Below are 20,965 nucleotides of genomic sequence, written 5' to 3' on the forward strand. Positions count from 1 at the left end.
GCTTCCTTACCAGCGGATGCCGACCTCGGAGTTGTCGCCGAGCATGAACCGGTAGGCGGTCGGCTTCACCGGTATGCGGATGATCTTGACGTTGCGGCCGATCAGGCTGTCCTCGATGCGGTTGGCGAGATCGGAGATGACGCTCCCTTCGAGCACGATGCTGTGCTCGATTTCCGAGTCGCGGATCTCGCAGGCCGGGCCAATCGACGTGAACGGGCCGACGTAGGCGTGGACGATGCGCGCGCCGGCGCCGATCACCACCGGTCCACGGATGACCGAACGTTCGATGACGGCGCCCGCCTCGATGACCACCTTGCCCTCGACGCGCGATTCGGCGTCGACGCTGCCCTCGACGCGGCGGGTCAGCGTGTCCAGGATCAGCCGGTTCGCCTCGAGCATGTCCTCGAGCTTGCCGGTATCCTTCCACCAGCCGTCGACGAGGTGCGGCCGCACCGACAGGCCGCGATCGATCAGGTCCTGGATGGCGTCGGTGATCTCCAGCTCGTTGCGAAAACTCGGACGGATCCGCTTGACCGAGTCGAACACCGCCGGCGAGAACATGTACACGCCGACCAGCGCGAGGTCGCTCTTCGGCTCCTTCGGCTTCTCGACCAACCGGACGACGCGGCCGTCCTCAAGCTCGGCGACGCCGAACATCTGGGGATCGGGCACCCGGGTCAGCAGGATCTGCGCCGCCGGCGCCTCGCGCACGAACTCCTCGACGAAGCCGGTGATGCCGCGGTTGAGCAGGTTGTCGCCGAGATACATCACGAACGGTTCGCCCGCCATGAACGACTCGCTGATCAGCACCGCGTGCGCGAGCCCGCGCGGCGCGTCCTGCTCGATGTAGGTGACGCGCACGCCCCAGCGCGACCCGTCGCCGACCGCGTTCCGGATCTCGGCGCGCGTGTCGCCGACGACGATCGCGATGTCGGTGATGCCGGCGGCGGCGAGCGCCTCGATGCCGTAGAACAAGACCGGCTTGTTGGCGACCGGCACTAGCTGCTTGGCGCTGGTATAAGTGAGCGGACGCAGGCGGGTACCCTTGCCGCCGCTCAGAATCAGTCCCTTCATCGCATGCCCTGCTGGCCGCCGAAGGCGCCAAGGATGTCGGAGAACGTGCCGATGCCCGCGAGCGTGAACGAAATGTTGAAACGCCGGTCCTGCGCCACGCCCACCGTGCTGACCGCCGCGCCGTAGTTGAACTTCTGGTACTCGACGGCGATGCCGCAGCACTGTGAATTGTAGGTGGCGATCAGCCGCTGGTTGACGAAGGCGTCATTCTTGAGATCGTAGTTGAAGACGTAGGTGCCGCCGAACACGCCGCCGGGACGGCGCACGCTGATCGCGTCGTTGAGGAAGTGCGAGGCCGAGTCGATCGTGTTGTAGCCGGGAATATAGCGCGTCTGGCTCCAGCCGACCTGGGTCGATACCCAGCCTTCGTTGAGGCCGCCGTTGGCGGCCAGCGTCCGCAGCGCGTGGAACTGGGTGTCGTACTCGGTACGGAACGTCGCGTCGGTCACTGGGCTCGGGCTGAAGTGGGTCTGGAAGGCGATCGGCGAGAGATGACTCGGCTTCAGCGTCGTGGTGTAGCTGCTGCTCTGGTATTCACGGTCGACCGCGGCGGCGTTGGCGTCGGTGTAATAGCTCTGGGTGATCGCCACGTTGAGGACTTCGCGCGCGCTCTGCTTCTTCGCGTAGAGGCGGTTGTTGAGCCCGTACTGGAAGCTGGTGACGCTGCCGACGACGTAGTCGGTCCCTTCGAGCTGGATGATCTGGTTGTAGACCGGGATCGCCGAGACCCGCGTCACCCGGAACACCGGCTCGAGGACATGCTTCCACTTCTGCGCGTAGTTGCGGTTGGGCGTGTTGAAGATGCGCTGGAACACCGGCCCGGTGATCGTCGACGACACCGTGAAGTAATGGCGCTCGATCGGATCGGGCACACGCACGTTGTCGGGGGGGGCCGTCTGGCTGTCGCTCCACCACGTTTCGCGGAACCCGGCGCTGGTGTTGAACGTCAGGAACGCCCACCTGGTGAAAGGGAAGCGCACGGTCGGAAACAGGTCGACGCGGGTCAGGCCGCGGTCGGCGACCGCGCCGTTGTAGCGGTCGGTGCGGATGAGCGTCACGTATTCGCTGGTCGCGCCGAAGTAGATCGGCAGGTCGCCGATCTTCTGCTCGCCGTGGCTGTAGGTGATGCGCGGCAGCGAGCCGGTCACGTTCGAGTTGTCGGTGCCGTCTCCCGAGAAGATCTCGTTGCGCTCGACGGTGCCGCTGATCGTGTTGGCGCCCCAGTTGCCGACCGCGTTGACCCCGAAGCTGCGCGTCCGCTGGGTCGCCGCGTAGAGGTTCTGGTTGTTCCGCTGCTGGGCCTGCAGGCTCGAGAAATAGTCTGCGCTGCCGGTCAGCCGCAGGTGCGTACCGATCGCCTGCTGCATGCGGCCGTTGATCTGGTAGCTGTCGATCCCGGTCTGCGTTTTGGTGGTGCCGTCCGGCTGCTCGTACTCGGCGTCGTGCTCGCGCATCACGTAGGTCTGCACGTTCCCCGAGGAGGTCGGCGACTGCACGTAGCGGTACTCGGCGCCGTAACCGTAGCCGGTCTTGGAGAAGTAGTCGCCGTAGAACGTCGCGTCGTGGCTGCGGTCGATCGCCCAGAAGAAGGCGTTCTTCAGCATCTGCCCCTTCAACGTCGACGCGCCGTAGATCGGGATCAGGAACCCGGTCTCCCGATCCTCCTTGTTGATCGGGTAGTACATCGCCGGCAGGTAGAACACCGGGACGTCCTTCACCTTGAGGATCACGTTGGTCATCACCGCGCGCTTCTCGAGCGTCAGGGTCGCCGAGCCGGCCACGAATTCCCAGCGCGGCGTCGGCTGCGTGCAGGTGGTGAACCCGCCGCGCGTGATGCGATAGGTCCGCGGCCCGAGCTTCTCCAGCACGTCGCCCCAGAAATAGGCGTCGGGCTCCTGCGTGCCGAACATGCTGCGCTCGATCCCGCGGTTCTCGATGTTCGACGTACCGGTCGCATTGTAGAAGGTCCCGGTCTTGGTCCGGGTGTTGAACTCCATCCGCTCAGCGGAGATCCGGTTGCCCGGCGAGACGAAGACGACGTTGCCGGAGGCGCGCATGCGATCGACGTCGCTGAACAGCTCCGCCTGATCGGCGAACAGCTGCACGTCGTTGCAGTCGATCTGCACGTCCTTGATCAGGATGGTGTGCGTTTCGTTGACGTTATTGAGCTGCGCACTGATGACCTGCCACTTGACGCCGCAGCCGCCCATCTGCGCCGCGCCCTGTGCGCGGACCGGCAGGACGGCGGTCGCCAGGGCGGCCAGGCACAACAGGATGGTCCGAGGCATCGAACGGTGAGAACGAGCGAAGAATATCACGGCGCCAGCTGTCCCCGGATCGCGCCGATCAGGAAGATCGATCCAGCCACCACGACGGGATCCGCGGCGTCGAGGGCGCGCGCCAGCGCCGCCATCGGATCGTCGACCGCCTCGGCGTCGAGGCCGGCGCGGCGTGCGGCCGCGACGAGCACGTCGGCGCGCGCGGCGCGCGGCGTCGGCGCGGTCGTGCCGATCAGCCGTCGCACCCGCGGCGCGAGCGCGCCGAGCATCGCGTCGATCGCCTTGTCCTGCATCGCTCCGAACACCAAGGTCACACCCTCCGGCGCGACCGTCGCCAGATAGGACGCCAGCGCCGCCGCGCCGGCCGGATTGTGGGCCGCGTCGAGCAGGATCGCCCGTCCGCGCCAGGCGAGCGCTTCCAGACGCCCCGGCCACGACGCCGTCGTCAGGCCGGCCCGCCGCGCCGCGGCGCCGACACGGATCGGGTGGCGCGCGTCGGCGTCGACGACCTCGAGAAGCCGCAGTGCCACCGCGGCGTTGGCGCGCTGGTGCGCCCCGGCAAGCGCCAGCGGCAGGGAGGCCACCTCAGCGGCGAGCGCCAGATCGTCGCCGGCGCACGTCAAGGGCGCGCCGCGCTCGACGGCGGTGCGCGCGATCACCGCCATGGCCTCGGCAGGGAGCGCTCCGGCCACGATCGGGACGCCCGCCTTGATGATGCCGGCCTTTTCGAAGGCGATCGCCGCCAGCGTCTCGCCAAGCTGCGCCTGATGATCGAAGTCGATCGACACGATCGCCGTGGCCATCGGCGACAGGACGTTGGTCGCGTCGAGCCGTCCGCCGAGTCCCGCCTCGATGACCGCGGCGTCGACGCGCGCCTCGCGGAAGAGGTCGAACGCCACCGCCGTCGTGCACTCGAAGAACGTCGGCCACGTTTCGAGCCCACCCGACGCGACCAGTCGTTCGACTACGGTGCGGACCCGCGCCGCGGCGCGCTCCAGTACCTCGGGCGTCACCTCCCTGCCATCGATGACGAAGCGCTCTTCGAGCCGGGTCAGGTGGGGCGAGGTGTAGCGGCCAGTCCGCCATCCGGCGGCGCCGAGCGCGGTATCGACCATCGCCGCCACCGATCCCTTGCCGTTGGTGCCGGCGACGTGGATGGAGGGAAACGCCCGCTCGGGGTGGCCGAGCGTCTCGCACAGCGTGGCCATGTTGGCCAGGCCGAACTTCATTCCGAAGCGCTCGAGGCTGAACAGAAATCCGGTGGCGGGCCCGCTCACGGCTCGCTGACGGCCGGCACAGGTCCGGCCTGGCGCGCGCGGAGCGCGAAGCGGAGCACCCGCGCGATCGCCGCCTTCAGCTCGCGCCGGTCGACCACCATGTCGAGCATCCCGTGCTCGAGCAGGAATTCGCTGCGCTGGAAGCCCTCGGGCAGCTTCTGGCGGATCGTCTGCTCGATGACGCGAGGGCCGGCGAAGCCGATGAGCGCCTTGGGTTCGGCGATGTTGACGTCGCCGAGCATCGCAAAGCTGGCGGTGACGCCGCCGGTCGTCGGATCGGTCAGTACCGAGATATACGGCAGGCGCGCGCGATCGAGGCGCGCCAGGGCGCCGCTGATCTTCGCCATCTGCATCAGCGACAGCGCGCCTTCCATCATCCGCGCGCCGCCCGACGAGGCGACGATCACGACCGGCAGCTCGCGCGCGATCGCGCGCTCGATGGAGCGGGTGATCTTCTCGCCGACCACCACCCCCATGCTCCCGCCGATGAACGTGTATTCCATCGCCGCCACCGACGTCTCGATGCCGTCGATCCGTCCGGTGGCGCAGATCACCGCGTCGCGCATGCCGGTGGCGGCGATGGTGGCGGCGAGCCGCGTCCGGTATGGCTTGGTGTCGACGAATCCGAGCGGATCGGTCGAGCGAAGATCGCGGTCGTACTCGACGAAATCGCCGTCCAGCAGCAGCCGCAGCCGGTCGATCGCGCCGAGACGGAAATGATGCGCACACTTCGGGCAGACGTGAAAGGTCGAGGCGAGGTCCTTGTTATAGATGATTTCGCCGCACGAGGGGCACTTGACCCACAGGCCCTCGGGAACCCGGCTCTCCTTCCCGGCCTGCGGCTCGATGGGCTTGCGGACCTTCTTGAACCACACCATCGTGTTGAGCTTATCAGAGGGACGACGGGGGACAGGGGACGGGGCGGGCGGAACGGAGGAGGCTACTTCGTCCGGGGTACGTAGTAGCGCGTCCCGCGGCCCATCCCGTTGAGCTGTTTCAGCAGGTCCTCCAGCGCCTCGTCGCCCCAGGTGAGATCGAACTGCGAGGTCTCGACGACCAGCAGCGGCGTGGCCGCGTAGTGGAAGAAAAAATGGTTGTACGCCTCGTTCAGCTCGCGGACGTAGTCGTCTTCGAGCAGCGTTGATTCGGGATTGGCGCGGTGGCGGTCGCGCAGCCGTCGCTTGACCACGTCGGTCGGCGCCTGCAGGAAGATGACGAGATCGGCGGCCGGCGCGTCCTGGGACAGCAGTTCGTAGAGCCGCTGGTAGATGAACAGCTCGTTGTCGTCGAGATTCAGGTAGGCGTAGATTTTGTCGCGATCGAACAGGTAGTCGCTGATCGTCAGCTGGCTGAACAGGTCGCTCTGGCGCAGCGCGGTCTGCTGGCGGTGGCGCGCCAGCGTGAAGGAGAGCTGCGCCTGAAACGCGGCGCCTGGCCGGCCGCCGTGGAAGTCGGCGAGAAACGGATTCTCGGTCTCGTCGAGTACCAGTGTGGCGTCGAGTCGACCGCCGAGCCGGCCGGCGAGCGCGGTCTTGCCGACGCCCGGGGGCCCCTCGATCGCGATGTAGCGGTACGCCTGCACGATGCCCGAGTATAACCACGGAAAAACACCGTCGACACGGCTCCGGAAAAACATCGCCGTACCCCGATCGATCTGTGCTTATCTGTGGTGACCCGTGGCCCTCACCATCGATCGCCTGCACCTGCGGCTCGTGCGGCTTCCCCTCGTCGCGTTCTTCGAGACCAGTTTCGGACGCATCTACGACCGCTCGTTCATCATCGTCTCGGCCGGCGGCGATGGCGCGACCGGCGTCGGCGAGTGCGTGGCGGACGTCGATCCCTACTACAGCCCCGAAACCAACGTGACCGCCTGGCACATCCTGAGAGACTTCCTGGCGCCGCTGGTGCTCGGCCGTGCGTTCGAAGGGCCCGGCGCGATCCACGCAGCGTTCGCGCGCGTGCGTGGCCACAACATGGCGAAGGCCGCCGTCGAAATGGCCGCGTGGGATCTCGCGGCCCGGCAGCAGGAGGTGCCGCTGTCACACCTGCTCGGCGGCACACGGCGCGCCATCGCGTCCGGGGTCTCGATCGGGATCCAGGACTCGGTCGAGCAGTTGCTCGACAGGATCGAGGCGGAGCGCGCGGCCGGCTACCAGCGGATCAAGATCAAGATCAAGCCGGGATGGGATCTGGACGTGGTGGAGCGCGTGCGCGCCCGCTTCGGTGCGATCCCGCTGATGGTCGACGCCAACGCCGCCTATACGCTGGACGATCGCGATCGCCTGGCCGGCCTCGATCGCCACGGCCTGATGATGATCGAGCAGCCGCTCGCCTACGACGACATTCGCGACCATGCCGTCCTGCAGCGCTCGCTGGCGACGCCGGTCTGTCTCGACGAATCGATCCATTCCGCGCGTGACGCCGCGGATGCGATCGAGCTCGGTGCCTGCCGCATCATCAACATCAAGCCGGGACGCGTCGGCGGCCACGGCCCGTCGATCCGGCTGCACGACCTGTGCGCCGCCCGCGCCGTTCCGGTCTGGCATGGCGGGATGCTCGAGAGCGGCATCGGCCGCGCGCACAACATCCACCTCGCGTCGCTCCCGAACTTCTCCATTCCCGGCGACATCGCTGCCAGCCGGCGTTACTTCGTGCCCGACCTGATCGATCCTCCGATCGAGGTCACACCGTTGGGGACGATCGACGTACCCACGGCCGCCGGCATCGGTGTGGCGATCGATTGGGATCGTGTCAACGCCGCGGCGATCGACTCCTGCGAGGTGCGCGTCTGACGGATTGAGGACGAGGACGAGGACGAGGACGGGGTTGGGGATTGGGCCCTGGAGCCTTTCGGGGATCCCACCCTCCAGCCGGCAACCTCCGGGCGGCTGTTAGACTGGCGCAGTCATGCGATTCGACCGGCCCTTCGTTGTCAGCCTGTTGCTCGTCACCGGATGCGGAAGCGCGGCGCCGCCGACGCCGCACACGGCCCCGACTGTGCCGGTGGCGGTGGACCAGAAAATGAGCTGGATCCTGCGGCTGGAGGATCGGCGCATCCTGCGCGATCCGGCGCCACCGCCGCCCGCCGCGCGGGTCGAGGCCGCGTCGCCCGACAACAAGAAGAGGAAGCCGCCGGTCACCGCCCCTCCGCCCCCGCCCCCTCCCGTCGCGGATCTGACGACGCTTGCGGGTGATGCCGAAGCCCGCATCCGCCGGCGCGCCGCGCTGGCGATCGGCCGGGTCGGGCTGCCGGAGGGAGCGCCGGCGGTGCGCGTGCTGCTCGCGGATCCGAACGCCGAGGTGCGGCAGATGGCGGCGTTCTCGCTCGGACTGCTGCACGACACCGCCTCGGTACCGCAGCTGACGACGGCGCTGCAGGACGCCGACCCTCGCGTCCGCGGCCGCGCCGCCGAAGCGCTGGGGCTGATCGGCGACACCGGTTCGGCCGCCGCGGTCGGAGAGATGGTCGGCGCCTACGTCAAGAGCGGCGCCATCGCCAACCTCGCGCCCGACGAGGAGAAGTTTGGCGTGTCGCCCGAGGCCGACGCCGTTCGCCTCGGGGTCTTCGCGCTCGTGCGGCAGAAAGGATTCGAACCGCTGGTCGCGGCGGTTCAAGACGGGGGCGGGCGCGTGCAGGGCTGGTGGCCGTTCGCCTATGCGCTTCGCCGCATCAACGATCCGCGCGCCATTCCGCTGCTGCGGCAGCTCGCTGCGACACCCGGCCGCTATACGCGCGCCTTCGCGGTGCGCGGTCTCGGGGCGCTGAAGGACACGAACTCGATCCCCCTGCTCGGCAGCATGCTCGGGCAGTCGAAGGGGGACGCAGCGCTGGCCGCGTCGCTCGTCATGGCGCTCAAGGACATGGGCGTCCCCGACGCGGCGCCGCCGATTGTCGCGCTCCTCGCGGCCGACAAACCGAACCCGAACGTCGCGCTCGAAGCGGTGGCGGCGCTCGGCGCGCTCAGGAGCCAGGCCGGGCTGCCCTACGTCCAGGATTTCGTCACCGACGAATGGCCGACCATGCGTGCGGCGGCGATCCGGGCGTCCGCACACATCGATCCGGCCGGGTTCCCGACGCTGCTCTCGGGGATGGAGCCCGATCCGCACTGGATCGTGCGCGCCGCGATCGCCGAGACGCTGGCCGGGATGCCGCCGGCCGTGGCGGTGGCGCGGCTGCAGCGGTTGGCCGAGGATCCCGACAAGCGGGTGGTCGCCGTGGCGCTCGACTCGCTGACGAAACTGAAGGCGCCGGGCATCGACGCCGTGCTGCTCGCGAATCTGAAAGCGTCCGACGTCGGCGTGCGGACGGCGGCCGCGCGAAACATCGGGGAGCTCAAGCCGGCGGGCGGGGCTGAGGCGCTGCGCGACGCCTACCAGGCCGCACAGGCGGACGGCAGCGCCGACGCGCGTGAAGCTGCGCTGGCGGCGCTCGTCCGCTACGGTGCCGGCGAGGCCACGGCGACCCTGAACACCGCGCTCGGCGATCGCGACTGGGCGCTGCGTCTCGACGCGGCGAACCTGCTGCACTCGCTCGATTCGTCGGCGGCACCGGCGCTCGCGATCCGGCCGGTGCCCGGCGACCCGATCGCGCCTTACGACTCGCCCGACCTCGTCAATCCGCCGTATTCACCGCATGCCTTCATCGAGACGGCCAGGGGCACCATCGAGATCGAGCTGGCCGTGCTGGACGCGCCGCAGACGGTGCGCAACTTCGTCACGCTGGCGCGCAAGGGGTACTTCAACGGCCTGCAGATCCATCGCGTCGTCCCGAACTTCGTGGTGCAGGACGGTGACCCGCGCGGTGACGGCACCGGCGGTCCCGGCTACACGATCCGCGACGAGCTGAACGATCGGCCTTTCGTCCGCGGTACGGTCGGGATGGCGCTCTCGGGCCCGGACACCGGCGGCAGTCAGTTCTTCATCGTCCACTCGCCGCAGCCGCACCTCGACGCCAAGTACACCGTCTTCGGCCAGGTCGTGCAGGGGATGGACGTCGTCGACACGCTGCAGCAGCTCGACGTCATCGAGCGGATTCGTATCTGGGATGGGAAAGAGATGAAGTAGCGACGATGGTCGGCCGTACAACAAAAACGGGGGCGACGTTCGCCCCCGTTTTTGGCAGGACCGGGCGTGTTACCGCTTCTTGCCGCCCTTCTTCTTCCCGCCCTTTGCAGCCTTCTTCGCCATTGCGTTATCCCCCCCTTCGTCTGGGATTCGTTCGCGAGGAGCACACTCCGTATCGCAGCGCCTCTGCCAGCTGGCACTCGGCGGTGCGTCCATACGCCGCTCGTCGCTTCGTTTAGGCCCGAGAGGCCTTACCCCTCGGACTTCCCGATACGCGCTCTCGCCCGATCGAGAAGTCGTGGCCCTAAAAAAATCGGGGGTGCAAAGTTGCCCTCACACCCCCCGGACCGGTCGGCGGCGCTTAGCGCTTCTTTCCGCCCTTTTTCTTGCCGCCCTTTGCGCTCTTCTTCGCCATTAGTTCCTCCTTGGAACGTGGCTGCTCAGCTATTACCGGTGACCAGGTGTTACAACAGGTGGGCTGAGCGATCCACCCTCATACAAGATGTAGATTATGGATGAGAACTTCGCAGTGTCAAGCACAAAGTGCTGCGAAAGTCAAAAAATCGTCATCCACTTATGAGTGTTGTCGGCGCGACTCGGCGCGTTCTGTAGTTGGCGGGCAGCGTTCGCGTCGCGACGGTCGATCACGCCGACGCGGCGCGAATCCGCGGCGCGACTCGTTGCGATCTCAGCGTGACGTCGGCGTCAGACGCGCCAGCGCGCGCGTCGCCGCGTCGCGCGTGGCGGTGCCGCCGCCGAACCACGACATCGCGGCGCGATAGTGCACGACGGCCTGATCGCGGCGGCCGAGCTGTTCTTCGAGGCGTGCGGTGTCGAAGAACGCGGCGGCGGCGAGCGGAGCCGGCAGGGCGCTCGCGCGCTGCAGCGCTACGCCGTACTCGACGAGCGCGCCCTCGTCGTCGCGGCGTGCCTGCAGCGCGCGCGCGTGCCGGTAGCGCGCGACCGCGTCGTTGGGGTCGAGCGTCACGGCGTGCGCCAGGATGGGCTCGCCGCCGGTGGCGTCGCCGCGCTGCACCCGTCGCCATCCTTCGAGCGAGAGCCGGTAGGCTTCGGCGCGCACGGCGTCGGGCGCGTGACGCAGGCGATCGGTGGCGCGCGCACCGATGCCGCCCGGATCGGGGGAGGGAGCCGCCGACGCGGCCAGGCGGTACGCCGCGACCGCGGCATCGCGGTGGCCGAGACGGTCTTCCGCTTCGCCGAGCGCAAGGTAGCCGGCCGCCCGCGCGCCGAGCGGCCGCGCGGGCTGGCTGTCGATCAAGCTACGCAGTTCGTCGAGCGCGATATCGGTTTCGTCGAGCGCGTCGAGGAGGCGCGACACCGCCAGCCGGGCCTGCGCCGCGGCGGCCTCCGCTTCGTTGACCCGTCCCTGGCCCGCTGCCTCGAGCAGGGCGCGCCACGTCGCCAGGCTCGCGACGAGGTCGTGGTCGTAGCGTTCGCGCAGGTCGGCGAGCTGCGCCGTAAAGATCGGATTGCCGGGATAGCGGGTTCGCAGTCCCTCGAGGAGCGCGGCGGTCAGGTCGGACCGGTTCTCGTACCACAGATAGACGACGGCGAGCTGGTAGTCGGCTTCTCCCTGCAGCAGGCGGCCGTTGGCGTGCGTGCGCTGCATGCGCTGCAGGCCTTCCGCCCTGTCGCCGCCGGGCAGGAGGAGGAGGAAGCGCAGGAACCGGGCGGCCGCGGGCGCCACGTCGGCGTAGTACTCGTACAGGCCGATGCCGAAGTAGGCGTCCTCGAGAGAGGGATCGAGCGCGACGGCACGTTCGAGGGCGCTCTTGATCCTCTTGCCGTCGCGCGCGGCGGCGAGCCTCTCGTTGCGCAGCACCCGCCACTGCACGCGCGCCGCGTAGGCGCCTCCGACGTAGAAGTGCGCCTCGGGGTTCGCCGGCTCGCGCGCCGCCCACGCCTCCGTCGAGGCGATCGCCCGCTCCACCTCGCTCGAGAACGTCTCGTCGAGGGCGGTGCTCTGCGGATCAATCTGGATGCGCCACCACGTGCGCGTGGCGGCGAGGACGTCGCAGGCCGGTCGCGGCGCGGGTGGACAGGCTCGCTGCAGCGTGTCGTCGACCGCGTCGAAGTCGGCGTCGAGGATCGCGTCGTAGACCTTGACCAGTCCGTCGGCACCCGTCAATCCGGGCGACGGCGGCCGCCGACGAACCGACGCGGTTCCCGACATCGACGCCGCGCACGCCAAGGCCACCAGCAGCACCCCTGCCCTGAGTGCCGCGACCCGCCGCGCCCCGCCGCTGGTCCTTCGCACCTCGCGCCCCGCGCTAGGTGAGGCTCGTCCGGAGTTGCTGTTTCTCGGCGTGGCGCTGGAGCGCGAGCGCGATGAGGCGGTCGAGCAGGGCCGGGTAGTCGACCCCGGATGCGGTCCACAGTTTGGCGAACATGCTGATGGTGGTGAAGCCGGGGATCGTGTTCACCTCGTTGACGAACAGTGCGCCGCCGCGCTCGAGGAGGAAGTCGACGCGCGCCATGCCGGCGCCGTCGATGGCCTTGAACGCTTCGATCGACAGCGTGCGCACCTGGTCGGCGATCCGCGCCGGCAGCTCGGCCGGCACCACCGCCTGCGAGCCCGCGTCGAGGTACTTCGACTCGTAGTCGTAGAACTCGCGCGACGGGATGATCTCGCCGGGTAGCGATGCCTCGGGCGTGTCGTTGCCGAGCACGGCGCATTCGATCTCGCGCGCGTTCGGGACGGCCGCCTCGATGACGATCTTGCGGTCGAAGCTGCCGGCGAGCGCCATCGCCTCGCGCAGCCCGCCCTGGTCCTTGGCTTTCGAGATGCCGACGCTCGATCCGAGGTTGGCTGGTTTCACGAACATCGGGAACGCCAGCGCCTTCGCCAGCTCGGCGCCGATCGTGTCCGCGTCGCGCTCCCACTCGTGCCGGAGCACGACCCGATACGGACAGACCGGCAGGCCGCGCGCCGCGAACAGCACCTTCATCACTGCTTTGTCCATGCCGACCGCCGAGGCGAGCACGCCGCCGCCGACGTAGGGGACGTTGGCGAGCTCGAGCAGACCCTGGATGGTGCCGTCTTCGCCGTACGGCCCGTGCAGCATCGGGAAGATCACGTCGAGCGCCAGCCCGGTCACGGTGGCGGTCGGCACGTCGCGGTCGCGGCTGTCCGAGCGGTCGATCGAGAGGATGGTGTCCTGGCTCGGCCGCGCGACCAAGTGCACCTCGCGACCCTCGCGCACCGGCCGCGCCGCCTCGAGCCGCGCCTGCTCGATCACGTCGCCCGCCACCATGACCGACGGCGGCTTGTCGGCGAGCGCCCAGCGGCCGTCCTTTTCGATCCGGATCGGCACCGGTTCGTAGCGCGCCCGATCGAGGTTGGCGAAGACCGACGCCGCCGACGCCAGCGACACCTCGTGCTCGCCGGAACGTCCACCGTAGAGCACGCCGACACGCAACCGCTTCACTCTGCCAGAATATCCGATGTCCGATATGCGATGTCCGAACTGCGGCAAGCGGGAAGCCGAGAGCCGGTAGCGATGCACTTCACCGTCACCCACACCGAAGGGCAGGCGCGCCGTGGCGTGCTCCAGACGCCGCACGGCGTCGTCGAGACGCCGGTGTTCATGCCGGTGGGCACACGCGGCGCGGTCAAGGCGATCACCCACCGCGATCTCGAGGACGCGGGCGCGCAGATCATCCTCGGCAACACCTATCATCTGCACCTGCGGCCGGGCGACGATCTCATCGCGCGCGCCGGCGGCCTCCACCGGTTCATCGGCTGGCCGCGGCCCATCCTGACCGACAGCGGCGGCTATCAGGTGTTCAGCTTGGCCCAGACGCGCCAGGTGTCGGAGCAAGGCGTCGAGTTCCGCTCGCACCTCGACGGCGCGCTCTGCGCGCTCTCGCCGGAGCGGGCGACCGATATCCAGGCCCAGCTCGGCTCCGACGTCGCGATGGTCCTCGACGAGTGTGTGGGGAGCGGGCCCCGGAATCCGGGTCGCGGTTCCGGACCGTCCGCGGGCGTCGATCCGCAGATCCCACCGTCCGACGCGCTTCCCGGCACCGGCGACCGGCGACCTGCGATGGAGCGATCAGCGCGCTGGGCCAGACGCTGCCGCACGCGGTTTCTGCAGCTCCGGCACGAGCGCGTCGACGGCGTGCTCGTCACCAACGCCGGCCAGGCGCAGTTCGGGATCATCCAGGGAGGCACGGACCCTGGTCTGCGCACCGAAAGCGTGCAGCGCACGATCGAGGTCGGCTTCGAGGCCTACGCGATCGGCGGGCTCAGCGTCGGCGAGCCCGTCGACGTGATGTATGACGTCGTCGGCCACACGGCGCCGCTGCTGCCAGCCGACCGGCCGCGCTACTTGATGGGAACCGGCATGCCCGATGACCTGGTCGAATGCGTCGCGCGCGGCGTCGACATGTTCGATTGCGTGTTGCCGACGCGCAATGCCAGGAACGGCCAGCTGCTGACGGCGCGCGGGGTTATCGTCATCAAGAACGCCCGATATGCGGAAGACCCGCTGCCGCCCGATCCAGACTGCGGTTGTTACACCTGCCGCCGTTTCAGCCGCGCCTACCTGCGCCATCTCTTCATGGCGGGGGAGATGACCGGCGCGACGCTGCTCACCGTCCATAACCTCTACTTCTACCTTGACTTAATGCGGCGTATCAGGGAAGCTTTGAGTTTTGGCTCGTTTGAAAAGCTCCGCCAGGAGTTTCATCTAACCTTCTCCCGACGATGAACGATTTTTTCGCGATGGCGTCACCGGGCCTGGGCACCGGCGGATTGTGGCAATTCCTGCCCTTCGCCCTGATCCTCGGCATCTTCTATTTCCTGATCCTCCAGCCCATGAGGACTCGGCAGAAGAAGGTGCAGGAGTTCCAGAGCAGCCTCAGCGTTGGCGACCGCATCGTCACGACGAGCGGGCTGTATGGGCAGGTCACGAAACTCAACGAGAAAACGGTCCAGCTCCAGATTGCCGACAAGGTGCGCGTCGAGATCGCGCGCGCCGCCATCGGCGGCCGCCAGGGCGAGGAGCCGATCGTCGAAAGCCAGAACTAGCCATGTACAAGAATCTCCGCTGGAAGCTCCTCTCGATTGCCGCCGTCTTCGTCGTGTTCTTCGCGGTCGGCGTCTACCCGATGCTCGGCGCGCACTTCCACCTGCCCGTGCCGGAAGCGCTCCAGTCCCGGGCCCTCAAGCTCGGTCTCGACCTCAAGGGCGGCGTCGAGCTGCGCATGCGCGTCAACACCGACGACGCGCTGAAGACGACCACCACGTCGACGGCCGAGGCGCTCCGCGCGTCGCTGGCCACCTCGAACATCACGCCGATGATCAATGTGACCTCGCCGATGACGTTCCGCGTCGAAGGGGTGCCCCAGGACCGGGACTCGCAGTTCCGCACGGCGTCCGACGAGGTGACCGCCACCGACTACGACCGCAATCCGCTGCCGGCCGGCACCTACGAGTTCAAGATGAAGCCGAACATCGAGCGCGATCAGCGCGAACAGGCCGTGGATCAGACGATGCAGACGATCGACCGGCGGGTCAACGAGCTCGGCGTCGTCGAGCCCAGCATCGCGCGCCAGTCGAACAACGAGGAGCTGCTGATCCAGCTGCCCGGCGTCAGCGACGTGGCCCACGCGAAGGAGATCATCGGCAAGACCGCGCAGCTCGAGTTCAAGCTGGTCGAGGCCGGGCCAGCCTCCAAAGAGGATCTTCTGAAGCAGTACAACGGCAACCTGCCGGGCGACCTCGAGATTCTGCCGGGTTCGGGCGGCGACGCGACCGGCGCGTTCTACGTCGTGAAGAAGATTGCGCCGGTCACCGGTTCCGACCTGCGCGTGGCCAAGCCCGGGCTCGACGAGAACAACCAGCCTGCCGTCCACTTCGAGCTGAAGCCCGCGGGCGCGCCGAAATTCGGGAAGCTCTCCGGCGAGAACATCGGCCGCTACCTGGCGATCGCGCTGGACAACAAGATCATCTCGGCGCCCCGGCTCGACGGGCGGATCACCGACCAGGGGCGGATCAGCGGCGGCTTCACCGCGGAGAGTGCGAACGATCTGGCGCTGACGCTGCGCTCGGGAGCGCTGCCCGCCAGCCTGACCTCGCTCGAGGAAAACGTCGTCGGGCCGTCGCTCGGCGCCGACTCGATCCGCGCCGGCGTGCTCGCCTCGCTCGTCGGGCTGATGCTGATCCTCGGGTTCATGCTCGTCTACTACAAGCTCTCGGGGATCAACGCGGCCGTGGCGCTCATCTTCAACCTGGTCATCCTGCTCGGCCTGATGGCCTATCTCGGGGCGACGATGACGCTGCCGGGCATCGCCGGTTTCGTGCTCACCATGGGCGTCGGCGTCGACTCGAACGTCCTCATCTTCGAGCGCATCAAGGAAGAGATCGCGGCGCAGCGCGGCGTGCGGGCGGCGATCAACGCCGGCTTCAGCCGCGTGTTGATGACGCTGCTCGACACCCACGTCGCGTCGCTCATCGCCGCGGCGTTCCTGTTCCAGTTCGGCACCGGCCCGATCCGCGGCTTCGCGACGACGCTGTCGATCGGGTTGTTCGTCAATCTCTTCACCTCGATCTTCGTCTCGAAGACCCTCTACGACTTCGAGCTGTCGAGGCGGCAGGTGCCGGCGCTCAGCATCTAGGGCGACGGACGGACACGGATTCACACGGATATCGCAATGCATATTTTCAAGAGCCCGAACTTTGACTTCGTTCGCTGGAAGTGGCACGCCATCGCGCTGTCGTGGGTGATCATCCTGGCCGGCGTGTTCGTCATCTGGACGAAGGGCATGCCGAAGGGGGTGGAGTTCTCCGGCGGGACGATCGTGCTGGTGCGCTTCCAGCAGCCGCCCGATCTCGATCGGGTGCGCGGGGCGCTGCCGGGCGGCGGCGCCAACGCCGTCGTCCAGTCCTACGGCGACCCGGCGCGCCACGAAGTGTCGATCCGGGTGCATTCGCGGGAGGTCGAGGCCGGCGCCTCGCTCAGCAACACCGCTGAATCGGTGGTCGAGGCGCTCAACACCAACGGCCTCGGTCCGATCGCGCCCGCCAGCCATCTCTGCGCCAGCCCGACCGAGTTCAACTGCGTGTCGGGCCGGCGCATCGTCGGACCGACGGTCGGCGCGGAACTGCAGCAGCGCGGCATCCTGGCGACGGTGTTCGCCCTCGGCGGCATCCTCGTCTACATCGCGTTCCGCTTCCGTTTCAGCTTCGCCGTCGGCGCCGTGGTCGCGACCATCCACGACCTCCTCATCACGCTGGCGTTCCTCGCCTTCTTCAAGCACGAGCTGAGCCTCAACGTCATCGCCGCGCTCCTTACCATCACCGGCTATTCGATGAACGACACGATCGTCATCTACGACCGGATCCGCGAGAACATGCGCTCGATGCGGCGCGACAACCTGGCGACGATCGTCAACTCGGCGGTGAACCAGATGCTCGATCGGACGATGATCACCGGCGGCCTGACGCTGCTGTCGGTCATCGCGCTGTTCTTCTTCGGCGGCGAGGTGCTGAAGGGCTTCGCCTTCACGATGATCGTCGGGATCATCACCGGCACCTATTCGAGCGTCTTCATCGCCGCGGCGATCGTCCTCATCTGGCAGGGGAAAGCGCCGGTGAAGGTCGCCCCGGCGGCGCCCGTCGCGCCCGGCCGGGCGGCCGGCAAGCCTGCCAACAAATCGGGCAAGCGCCGCGCGTCGTAATCATCCGGGGGGCTTCGCCCCGCCGGACCCCCCTACACGCGCGCTGGCGGGGACCCCGGCCCCGCGCCGCGCGCGTGGCTCGCGAACCGGGGTTCGCTCGCAGGGATGTTGATACGCATGCTGTCGTGTTCATCCGGGGGGCTTCGCTCTTCCGGACTTCCTATACGCGCGCTGGCGGGGACCCGGGCCCCGCGCCGCGCGCGTGGCTCGCGAACCGGGGTTCGCTCGCAGAGATGTTGATGCGCATAGTGTCGTGTTCATCCGGGAGGCTTCGCTCTGCCGGACCCTCGCTCGCGGGTGTGGCATGAGCTGGGTTGCAGCCGTGCTGCTCGGGATCGTGCAAGGACTGACCGAGTTCCTGCCGGTGTCGAGTTCCGCCCATCTCGTGCTGGCGCGCGCCTTTTTCGGCTGGAACGTCGACGAGGGAGCGTTCGGGCTGGCCTTCGACGTCGCGCTCCACGCGGGCACGCTCATCGCCATCGTGGTGTTCTTCTGGCGCGACCTCCTGGCGATCGTCGCAGCGCTGCCCGACGTGCTGCGCGCGTCGCGCGGTCCCGGCAAGGTCGGCCGGCTGATCGTCATCGGCACGCTGCCGGTCGTCGTGTTCGGCGTCACCGTCGCGAGCTACATGGAGCAGCACTGGCGCACGCCGGCCGTCATCGCGACGACGCTGATCGTCGGCGCCCTCTGGCTGATGGCCGCCGAGCGCTTCGGCTCAAAGGATCGCACCGAGGACGCGCTGACTCCCGGCGGCGCATTGCTGGTCGGCGTCGCGCAGTCGACCGCGCTGGTGCCCGGCATGTCGCGCTCGGGCTCGACGATGTCGATGGCGATGCTGTTCGGGCTCACGCGCGAGTCGGCCGCCCGCTTCTCCTTCCTGCTCGGCGTTCCGGCGATCGGCGCGGCGGCGGCGAAGGAAGGGCTGCATCTGCTGAAGGCGGGCCTGACGCCGCACGACGCGGGACTGTTCCTGCTCGGGATGACGGTCTCGGCGATCGTCGGCTACGCGACGATCCGCTTCTTCCTGCGCTATCTCGCCGCGCACTCGCTCGACGCCTTCGCGTACTATCGGCTGGCGCTGGCGGCCGTCACGATCGCCTGGCTGATGACGCGATGATGCAGTGGCTCCGGCGCCGATTCATCGCCGGCTTCTTCGTCACCGTTCCCCTGTTCATTTCGATCGCCACACTGGTGTGGCTGTTCCGCCTGATCGACGGCTTCGTCGGGCCGCTCTACTTCAAGTATCTGGGCCGCCAGGTGCCGGGCCTGGGCCTGCTGACGACGCTGGTCTTCATCCTCGCGGTCGGCGTGACCGCGACCAACGTGGTCGGCAAACGGCTGCTGCAGCGGGCGGAACGGCTGTTGCTACATGTGCCGCTCTTTCGCAGCATTTATGCCCCGGTGAAGCAGCTGGTCGTGGCGTTCTCTCCCGACAACGAATACGGTTTCAAGCGCGTCGTGCTGCTCGAAGACGCGGCGCGCGGATACCAGCTCGGGTTCCTGACGCGCGAGTTCTCGATCGACCGCGGACAGGGGACTGAGAACCTGATTGCCGTCTACGTGCCGACCAATCACCTCTATTTGGGAGACATCGTGATCTGTCCGCGCGACCGTGCCTCGTATCCGGACATCACCGTCGAGCAGGGCATCCGCATTTTCCTCACGGGCGGCATGGCGATCGGAGGGCGGATCCACGCCCGTCGGGGGGACGATCACGTCGCGGATTTGCGGACTTAGTAGGTATAATCCGGTGTTTTGACTCATGGAAAAAGGACTGTAATGAGCGTTAAGTTTCGCATCCTGCTCCTGCTCGCCGCGCTGACGGTGCCGCTGGGCTTCTCCGCGACCGTCCACGCCCAGGCGGCAGCGCCGGCGGGTGCCGCGCAGGCAGAGACGCGCGCCGGCGAAGCCAACCTGGTGCTGCCGGATCTGAGCACCGAGACGTTCCAGGGCATCAACGGCCGCACGCTGCTGATGGGCGGCCTCGTCGTCTGTCTGCTCGGCCTCGGCTTCGGCATGACCATCTTCATGCGCCTGAAGAACATGCCGGTGCACCGCTCGATGCTCGAAGTGTCGGAACTGATCTACGAGACGTGCAAGACGTATCTGGTGACGCAGGGCAAGTTCATCCTGCTGCTCGAGGTCTTCATCGGCGTGATCATGGTGTTCTACTTCGGGGTGCTGCAGCACTTCAGCCCGATCAAGGTCGTGATCATCCTGCTCTTCAGCCTGCTCGGGATCGCCGGCAGCTACGGCGTCGCCTGGTTCGGCATCCGCGTCAACACCTTCGCCAATTCGCGCGCCGCGTTCGCGGGTCTGCGCGGCATGCCGTATCCGATCTACGCGATTCCGCTGCAGGCGGGGATGAGCATCGGCATGCTGCTGATCAGCGTCGAGCTGTTCATGATGCTGTGCATCCTCCTCTTCATTCCCGGGGACTACGCCGGCTCCTGCTTCATCGGCTTCGCCATCGGCGAGTCGCTCGGCGCGGCGGCGCTGCGCATCGCCGGCGGCATCTTCACCAAGATCGCCGACATCGGCGCCGATCTCATGAAGATCGTCTTCAACATCAAGGAAGACGACGCGAGAAACCCCGGCGTCATCGCCGACTGCACAGGCGACAACGCCGGCGACTCGGTCGGGCCGAGCGCCGACGGCTTCGAGACCTACGGCGTCACCGGCGTGGCGCTGATCTCGTTCATCCTGGTCGCGGTGCCGAGCCCGGCGGTGCAGGTGCAGCTGCTGGTCTGGATCTTCGTCATGCGCGTGATGATGGTCATCACCAGCGGCATCTCCTACCTGATCAACGAAGCGATCTCGAAGAGCCAGTTCGGCAACGCGCCGAAGATGAACTTCGAGACGCCGCTGACCCGCCTCGTCTGGCTGACGTCGTTCATCTCGGTCGCCGCGACCTACGCCGTCTCCTATCTGCTCATTCCCAACATCGGCGGCAACCCGACGCTGTGGTGGAAGCTGTCGACGATCATCACCTGCGGCACGCTGGCCGGCGCGATCATTCCGGAAGGGGTGAAGATCTTCACGTCGACCGAGTCGAGCCACGTCAGGGAAGTGGTGACCTCGTCGCGCGAGGGCGGCGCCTCGCTGAACATCCTGTCCGGGCTGGTGGCGGGGAACTTCAGCGCCTACTGGCTCGGCATGAGCATCGTGGCGCTGATGTCGGCGGCCTACATCGTCAGCACGCACGGCCTGGCGACGGTCGGCATGATTGCGCCGGCGGTGTTCGCGTTCGGCCTGGTGGCGTTCGGCTTCCTCGGCATGGGACCGGTGACGATCGCGGTCGACTCCTACGGGCCGGTCACCGACAACGCGCAGTCGGTGTTCGAGCTGTCGGTCATCGAATCGCTGCCCAACATCAAGCAGGAGCTGAAGAAGGACTACGGCTTCGACGTCAACTTCGAGCGCGCCAAGCACCTGCTCGAGGAGAACGACGGCGCCGGCAACACGTTCAAGGCGACGGCCAAGCCGGTGCTGATCGGCACGGCGGTGGTCGGCGCGACGACGATGATCTTCTCGATCATCGTGGTGCTGACCAACCGGCTGACCGAG

At 67.8% G+C, this 20,965-nt stretch carries 16 protein-coding genes; 9 read left to right on the top strand and 7 right to left on the bottom strand.

Annotated features, from left to right (window positions below; all coding sequences use genetic code 11):
- Positions 1-6 precede the first annotated feature (6 nt).
- The 5 genes from VGI12_02645 to VGI12_02665 all read right to left on the bottom strand — a co-directional run bounded on the left by VGI12_02645 (position 7) and on the right by VGI12_02665 (position 6,266).
- Positions 7-1,074 carry a glucose-1-phosphate thymidylyltransferase gene (locus tag VGI12_02645; protein HEY2431543.1) on the bottom strand — a complete coding sequence of 356 codons (1,068 nt, stop codon included), beginning with the start codon at positions 1,072-1,074 and terminating at the stop codon, positions 7-9.
- Complete coding sequence (locus VGI12_02650; GenBank protein HEY2431544.1) at positions 1,071-3,362, bottom strand: putative LPS assembly protein LptD; 2,292 nt, start codon at positions 3,360-3,362, stop codon at positions 1,071-1,073. The genes VGI12_02645 and VGI12_02650 overlap by 4 nt, the downstream gene beginning before the upstream one ends.
- A gap of 26 nt (positions 3,363-3,388) precedes the next feature.
- On the bottom strand, positions 3,389-4,630 hold the full coding sequence (locus VGI12_02655; protein ID HEY2431545.1) for a folylpolyglutamate synthase/dihydrofolate synthase family protein: 1,242 nt from the start codon (positions 4,628-4,630) through the stop codon (positions 3,389-3,391).
- On the bottom strand, positions 4,627-5,508 hold the full coding sequence (gene accD / locus VGI12_02660) for an acetyl-CoA carboxylase, carboxyltransferase subunit beta (GenBank protein HEY2431546.1): 882 nt from the start codon (positions 5,506-5,508) through the stop codon (positions 4,627-4,629). The genes VGI12_02655 and accD overlap by 4 nt, the downstream gene beginning before the upstream one ends.
- Before the next feature lie 62 nt (positions 5,509-5,570).
- Positions 5,571-6,266 (bottom strand): deoxynucleoside kinase, encoded by a 696-nt coding sequence (locus tag VGI12_02665; GenBank protein HEY2431547.1) that lies wholly within the window; start codon positions 6,264-6,266, stop codon positions 5,571-5,573.
- 40 nt (positions 6,267-6,306) lie between these two features.
- Between VGI12_02665 and menC the strand changes: the two genes are divergently transcribed.
- Both menC and VGI12_02675 read left to right on the top strand, forming a co-directional pair.
- Positions 6,307-7,422, top strand: a complete 1,116-nt coding sequence (gene menC, locus VGI12_02670) for an o-succinylbenzoate synthase (protein ID HEY2431548.1) — start codon at positions 6,307-6,309, stop codon at positions 7,420-7,422.
- Between the two features lie 115 nt (positions 7,423-7,537).
- A complete protein-coding gene (locus VGI12_02675) occupies positions 7,538-9,694 on the top strand; it encodes a HEAT repeat domain-containing protein (protein ID HEY2431549.1) in 2,157 nt (718 codons plus the stop codon).
- A gap of 688 nt (positions 9,695-10,382) precedes the next feature.
- Here the strand turns inward: VGI12_02675 and VGI12_02680 are convergent.
- Together VGI12_02680 and VGI12_02685 are read right to left on the bottom strand one after the other, a co-directional pair.
- Positions 10,383-11,972, bottom strand: a complete 1,590-nt coding sequence (locus tag VGI12_02680; GenBank protein HEY2431550.1) for a hypothetical protein — start codon at positions 11,970-11,972, stop codon at positions 10,383-10,385.
- 13 nt (positions 11,973-11,985) lie between these two features.
- A complete protein-coding gene (locus VGI12_02685; GenBank protein HEY2431551.1) occupies positions 11,986-13,143 on the bottom strand; it encodes a D-alanine--D-alanine ligase family protein in 1,158 nt (385 codons plus the stop codon).
- On the opposite strand from VGI12_02685, the gene VGI12_02690 reads away from it, so the two are divergent.
- The 7 genes from VGI12_02690 to VGI12_02720 form a co-directional block, all read left to right on the top strand.
- Positions 13,093-14,427 carry a tRNA guanosine(34) transglycosylase Tgt gene (locus VGI12_02690; GenBank protein HEY2431552.1) on the top strand — a complete coding sequence of 445 codons (1,335 nt, stop codon included), beginning with the start codon at positions 13,093-13,095 and terminating at the stop codon, positions 14,425-14,427. The genes VGI12_02685 and VGI12_02690 overlap by 51 nt on opposite strands.
- On the top strand, positions 14,424-14,747 hold the full coding sequence (gene yajC, locus VGI12_02695) for a preprotein translocase subunit YajC (protein ID HEY2431553.1): 324 nt from the start codon (positions 14,424-14,426) through the stop codon (positions 14,745-14,747). The genes VGI12_02690 and yajC overlap by 4 nt, the downstream gene beginning before the upstream one ends.
- Positions 14,748-14,749: 2 nt before the next feature.
- A complete protein-coding gene (secD, locus tag VGI12_02700; protein ID HEY2431554.1) occupies positions 14,750-16,336 on the top strand; it encodes a protein translocase subunit SecD in 1,587 nt (528 codons plus the stop codon).
- Positions 16,337-16,372: 36 nt separating this feature from the next.
- Positions 16,373-17,398, top strand: coding sequence for a protein translocase subunit SecF (gene secF, locus VGI12_02705; protein ID HEY2431555.1), 1,026 nt, complete (start codon positions 16,373-16,375; stop codon positions 17,396-17,398).
- Between the two features lie 304 nt (positions 17,399-17,702).
- Positions 17,703-18,515 (top strand): undecaprenyl-diphosphate phosphatase, encoded by an 813-nt coding sequence (locus VGI12_02710; GenBank protein ID HEY2431556.1) that lies wholly within the window; start codon positions 17,703-17,705, stop codon positions 18,513-18,515.
- Positions 18,512-19,135 carry a DUF502 domain-containing protein gene (locus tag VGI12_02715; GenBank protein HEY2431557.1) on the top strand — a complete coding sequence of 208 codons (624 nt, stop codon included), beginning with the start codon at positions 18,512-18,514 and terminating at the stop codon, positions 19,133-19,135. The genes VGI12_02710 and VGI12_02715 overlap by 4 nt, the downstream gene beginning before the upstream one ends.
- A gap of 42 nt (positions 19,136-19,177) precedes the next feature.
- Positions 19,178-20,965 (top strand): sodium-translocating pyrophosphatase (locus VGI12_02720; protein HEY2431558.1); only part of this gene is annotated, 1,788 nt, incomplete at its 3' end.

Source organism: Vicinamibacterales bacterium (genome assembly GCA_036496585.1).
Lineage (GTDB): Bacteria > Acidobacteriota > Vicinamibacteria > Vicinamibacterales > 2-12-FULL-66-21 > JAICSD01.